The 5405-nt window shown below is 49.0% G+C and carries 5 protein-coding genes; 3 read left to right on the top strand and 2 right to left on the bottom strand.

Features of this window, described 5'->3' with window-relative positions; genetic code table 11:
- The coding region (locus Q0Y54_RS11480) for a hybrid sensor histidine kinase/response regulator (protein ID WP_297968024.1) at positions 1 to 1088 on the bottom strand (1088 nt) is incomplete at its 3' end.
- A gap of 30 nt (positions 1089 to 1118) precedes the next feature.
- Complete coding sequence (locus Q0Y54_RS11475) at positions 1119 to 1592, bottom strand: hypothetical protein (protein WP_297968021.1); 474 nt, start codon at positions 1590 to 1592, stop codon at positions 1119 to 1121.
- A 195-nt stretch (positions 1593 to 1787) separates the two neighbouring features.
- On the opposite strand from Q0Y54_RS11475, the gene Q0Y54_RS11470 reads away from it, so the two are divergent.
- The 3 genes from Q0Y54_RS11470 to Q0Y54_RS11460 are packed head-to-tail and all read left to right on the top strand — an operon-like array spanning position 1788 to position 5126.
- Entirely contained in the window at positions 1788 to 3203 is a 1416-nt protein-coding gene (locus tag Q0Y54_RS11470) for a DUF6930 domain-containing protein (protein ID WP_297968019.1), read from the top strand.
- On the top strand, positions 3169 to 4383 hold the full coding sequence (locus Q0Y54_RS11465) for a glycoside hydrolase family 3 protein (RefSeq protein ID WP_297968016.1): 1215 nt from the start codon (positions 3169 to 3171) through the stop codon (positions 4381 to 4383). Before Q0Y54_RS11470 ends, Q0Y54_RS11465 begins: the two co-directional genes overlap by 35 nt.
- A gap of 38 nt (positions 4384 to 4421) precedes the next feature.
- Positions 4422 to 5126, top strand: a complete 705-nt coding sequence (locus Q0Y54_RS11460) for a DUF805 domain-containing protein (protein ID WP_297968013.1) — start codon at positions 4422 to 4424, stop codon at positions 5124 to 5126.
- Positions 5127 to 5405 lie beyond the last annotated feature (279 nt).

Here is a 5405-nt window from a genome sequence, read left to right as displayed (position 1 = left end):
GCATGGGAAAGCGCTCCCACGTCGATGGGCTTGGCCACATGGGCGTTCATGCCCACCAGCAGGGTTTCCCGCTTGTCCTCGTCTGATGCGTTGGCGGTCATGGCTATAATAGGAATGGTGCTGTGGGCAGATTCCTTCAGACGGCGGATAATTTTGGTGGCTTGGTGACCATCCATGTGGGGCATTTGTACGTCCATGAGGATAATGTTATAATAGCCGGGCTTTGAACCTCGCAGCATTTCCACACATTCCACCCCATTTTTGGCCCGCTCAACTGTAAAGCCCCTGTCCTCCAGCAGGGCAATGGCGATTTCTGCGTTCAGCTCATTGTCCTCGGCCAGAAGAATCCGCATATCCTTGGTAATCTGTGTATTTATGCGGTGAGGGATGGTAATTGTGAACACCGTGCCTTCACTTTCACTGGTCTTAACCTTAATGGTGCCATTCAAAACAGTTACCAGTTCCTTGACAATGTGCATTCCCAGGCCGGTACTCAGTAACCCATCATGGGATGCTGAGCCGCCATGGGAAAAGGCTTCAAAAATGTGAGGAAGCTTCTCATTGGGAATTGCGCTGCCTGTATCTGAGATAGTGGTTTCATAAAGGGCATAATCCTGCTTATCGTAGGGAAGCTCCCTGACAGTTACGGTTATTTTTCCTCCCTCAGGGGTATACTTATGGGCGTTGCTGATGAGGTTCAGGAGTATTCCCTTTACCTTGGTGAAATCCACCATAATATCCGGGTGCGTTACATCCACATTGGTGGAGAATTGGATATTCTTTTTTTTCATCAGCCCCTGAAATTCTCTGGTGACCACCCTCAGCAGGGTATGGACGTTGCCGTAGGTCTCCTCCAGGGTGGATATGCCGCTTTCCAGCCGGGCGGTTTCCAGCACGTTGTTAATCAGGGAAAGCATAAATTCGTGGGAATGCTTGATTTGCTCCAGATATTCCCGGGCCTTCTGCTGGTCGCTGAGATTATTTTCCAGCAGATGGGTGAATTCCTTCATGGCGTTCAACGGAGTCAGCATTTTGTGGGCGATGTTAAATAGGAAGGAGGTATTGGCGGTATTCTTTTTTTTACTCATGATTATTCTCCCGTATAAAATGAATTATGATTACATCCACGTGCCGGTACTCCTGATACTGCTCATCATAACCTCAGTCAGAGCGGTCTGGAGCTGTTTGCCCAGCTCCTGGGAAACCTTTGGATCCATGTTGTAGCTGTACAGGGAATTTAGCTGGTGGAGCTTCAATACGCCGGTGGTGATGGCCCCGAAGGCTTCCTGGGTGTAGGCCTGTTGGTGACGCTGGGTGTAATTTCTGAGATGCTTCATGGCATCGGCCTGACTGGACCAAAAGGCGTCCTGAAGGGACAATTGGTATTGGGCAATATCCACCTTGTCCAATATATCATCAAATTCCTGCTGCTCCTTCCGGATTTTACTCCAGATATCGGCAAAGGATTTATTGTCCGTGGTGTTATTTACTTCTTTTGTTCGTGTCCCTGGGGAAACACGGCCTGTTTTACTGTTGGCTGCCAGATTGTGCAGCTGCATCAGCATGTCCATGCTATTATTTATAAATGCCATAATGCACCATCCTTTCTTACCTCTAATATTTATCGACAACGAGGTTTAATGACTTAATGGAACTACATTAATGAATTTAAACGAAGCAATACAATTAATTTTGTGTTATACTAGAAAGAAAATAAATAATAAATAATCCGTTGTCTATATAATAATAAATGGGTCTTTTGACGTCAATGAGGAGAGTAGAATGGAATGATACCGGACAAATTATATGATCTGGCCTTTGCGTTTAAGATGGCGAAGCCGTGGAAAATCCTTCATCCAGCCCAATTTTTTGCTGTTATTCCGTCAGACGGTAAGCCGCGCTTTTGTCAGGTGTTTGGCGGGGATACGGGGAAGCCGTCCTTGTGGCTTCACAATACGGAGCAGAGCTTTCAGGCCTATGTCCGCATGGTGCATACACCCAAAATTACGTTTTACAATAAAATAGATTATTTGGTGGACCAGGAGGCCTATATAATCAATTTCGACAATAAGGCGGCCCTGGCCCCCTCTGAGCTTGATGAGGTGCAGGCATATCTGAAAAAGCGGAAGCTGAAGCCCAGCGGCAGCGGCTTTTACCCTGTCCTGCGGGTTACCACGGCCCAGCACAGAACCTGGATGTATCGCGACGAAGCCGATGTGGAGCGGACCTTTGAATGTTTGGATATGGTTATGCAAATTATTGATTTATTGCTTGACCAGACGGTGGACAGAGGGGAGTATCTTCTGGATTTACGGTTACATCAAAAGGACAAGAAATTGGCTGTGCCGGCCATTCGCTGCAAGGATGGCACTCTGACCTGGGAGGTGATAAATGTCTCCCTGGGCAATGGCCCCAAAAATTATCAGCCCCGGTGGAATGATCTTCAGGTGGCCCGCATGAAGAAGGCCAAGAAAACAGGTGCTATTTGGATTGCCGACCATGGGCGGCTACCGGAGGCTCTTATCAATGAAGGGGCACAGATGAATGAATACGGTGAAGCCGTAAATGCGCCATTTTTTCCGGAGATGCTGGCGGTATTTGACGAAGCCAGCGGTGAGCTTCTCTTTATGGAAACCAGTTCATCGGACAAGGATCTTTACGGCAGTATCACAAAAAATTTGATGAGTACCATTATAGAATTGGGGCGGCCTATGACCATCCGGGTGCGCAACAGCTCCACAGAGGCCCTGCTGAAGGGGTTTTGTACCAAATTGGGGATTAAGCTGGATCGTCGGGAGGTTATTTCCGAGCTGGATGACTTCCGGTGTGACATTCATGCCCAATGGATGGAAGCACAGGGCTATACTGAGGAGGAAATTGATCGGGAATTGGGCATAGTCTTTGATGGTCCTGAGTTTAAGAACGGCAGACGTAAAATGGGACAGGCCCATATGGAGCTGCTGGATAGTATTGCCGAGTCCATATTGGAGGGCCCGGAGTCGGCGACGGATTTTATAAAATTGGTTGTAAACAAGGGCTTATTGATGACTCTTCCTAATATCATCTTTGACAATGTGGTTGATGCGATTTTGCTCTTTGATATCAGTCCAAAGCTGGAAAAGCAGGTTAAAGAGGAATTCAGACGGCGTTATTATGAGGATGAATTTTATGATGACTTCGATGATGGAGAAGATGAATACTGATCGGTACAGGCGATTGCTCTACAGTGCTTCCCTGTTTTCCCTGCTGCTGCTCATGCTGATGGTGGGCGGCTGCAGTGGAAATGCTCCGCGGGATTTTAATGCGGTGGCGGCTGACGGCACGTTGTCCCAGGGCCAAAAGGTGGAGGAAATCCTTGGGGGAATGAGCCTGGAGGAAAAGGTAGGACAGATGATTTTTGTGGGCATAACCGGAACAGAGGTGGATGCCACCGTTCGGGATATGTTTGCCCGATATCATTTTGGCGGTGTAGTGGAATTTGATCGTAATTTGCAGTCTGTGGAGCAGATTATGGTGCTAAATAATGGACTGCAACGGACCACCTATGGACGGCTGCCCTTGTTTATTGCCATTGACGAGGAGGGTGGACAGGTGGCCCGTATGAGAGACGTACTGCCTCCACCCCCGGCCCAGCTGACCATTGGACAGACCGGGCGGCCGGAGCTGGCCAGGGAATGGGCGACAAATATCTCCGGCAGTCTGAAGGCTATGGGGTTCAATTTAAATTTTGCCCCGGTGGCGGATTTGGGCTCCTTTAAGGATCGTCATTACAGTACCGATCCGAAGGTGGCGGCGGATTTTGTGTCGGCAGCGGCCAGCGGCTATGAGGAAAGTGGTATGCTGTACACGCTGAAGCATTTTCCGGGTATTGGACGGGGCAAGACAGATACCCACCTGGATACTGTGGTGGTGGATGCTTCCCCGGAGCTTCTCAACAGCACAGATGTGGTTCCCTTTGCCCGGGTGATACGGGAAAACTCCAATGATAAGCAGATGATTATGGTTTCCCATGTGATATATTCCGGTATGGGTGTTCAAAAGCCGGCCAGTCTTTCACCGGAAATCATGACCAGGCTCTTGCGGGACCAGCTGGGATATCAGGGGGTTGTAATAACGGACGATTTGGCTATGGGAGCGGTGTCCAGGTATTATACCCCGGGGGAGGCCGCCGTGGCATCGGTTATGGCCGGCGTGGATATGGTCATGAGCTGCCATATATATAAAAATCAGGAGGAAACGGCCAAAGCATTGCTAGAAGCCGTAAAGACTGGTAAAATATCAGAGGAACGAATTAATGAATCCCTGCGGCGTATTATTCGGGCCAAATTGAATTTAGCTCCACCCAAGAGGGAGCTGATTGTCAAGAGGAGCCTTGACGCTTAGGAGATCCAGTATATTTTTGATGTGATGGAGATGATTTTATGTCGAAGTTCTGCCCAAATTGTGGCGAAAAGGTAGAGGACAGTATAGCGTTTTGCCCGGAGTGTGGCCAGCAGTTTGAGAAGGTGGGCCAGGCCTTTGGTGGTCAGCCGCAGTCCGTTGGTCAGCAGCCTGTACAAGCTCAGCCACAGCAGCCAGTGCAGCAAAATCCATATCAGCCGGCTCAGCCACAGCAACCGATGCAGCAAAATCCATATCAGCCTGTGCAGCCACAGCAGCCTATGAATAATGGCTACAATCCATATGGTCAGCCAGGTTTTCAGCAGCCGGGCTATCAGCAGCCTCAGTATGGCGGCTATAACGCCATGCCAAAGCCTGACAATATTATTCAGGCCTTTAAGTGGACCACCTATACCGGCCGGTTGAACAGGCAGAGATACTTCCTGCGGGGGCTGGCCTTTGGTGCCATGGCCTTTGTGTTGGCCATGATAGGTGCTATGTTGGGGCTGGCCATGGAGCTTGGCGAGGATGCCGTTGAAGGCTTATGCTATCTGGCTTGTTTACCGGTATTTGTATTGTCCTTTATGAACACCATGAAGCGGGCTCATGACCTGGATAAGCCAGGCTGGTGGGCTGTTGGTACATTAATACCAGTGATTAACTTTGTTTTGAGCCTATATTTCCTGTTTGCCAAGGGCACCGAGGGGCCTAATCAGTATGGCGATGATCCTCTCATGTTCCCGTGATGGAGTGGGAGTTCTTTCCTTTATGGCGTGGGATTTCCCGATTTGATGGAGTGGGATTTCCCGATTTGATAGTGCGGGATTTCTCCATTTGATAGTGTGAAAATTTTCCCTTTGACGGTGTGGGATTTATACCAAGTAAACTTCGTGCGAAACGTTATTTCGCACTACGCCCTTACAACGAACACTAAGCTCCCACTGCGCCGTAGGCTTGTGCTCACTAAGTGTTCATAGTAAACCACATGCCTTGACGGCACCATTATGAACGAAACCACCTTCAGT

It is taken from the genome of uncultured Anaerovibrio sp. (genome assembly GCF_947302755.1).
In the GTDB taxonomy this organism is placed as follows: Bacteria; Bacillota; Negativicutes; order Selenomonadales; family Selenomonadaceae; genus Anaerovibrio.
This window is presented reverse-complemented; position numbering and strand designations above follow the sequence as displayed.

Bases quoted from the DNA above. Each gene is read 5' to 3' on its own strand.
- Q0Y54_RS11475 (WP_297968021.1), bottom strand. From the start codon at position 1,592: ATGGCATTTATAAATAATAGCATGGACATGCTGATGCAGCTGCACAAT.
- Q0Y54_RS11470 (WP_297968019.1), top strand. From the start codon at position 1,788: ATGATACCGGACAAATTATATGATCTGGCCTTTGCGTTTAAGATGGCG.
- Q0Y54_RS11465 (WP_297968016.1), top strand. From the start codon at position 3,169: ATGATGACTTCGATGATGGAGAAGATGAATACTGATCGGTACAGGCGA.
- Q0Y54_RS11460 (WP_297968013.1), top strand. From the start codon at position 4,422: ATGTCGAAGTTCTGCCCAAATTGTGGCGAAAAGGTAGAGGACAGTATA.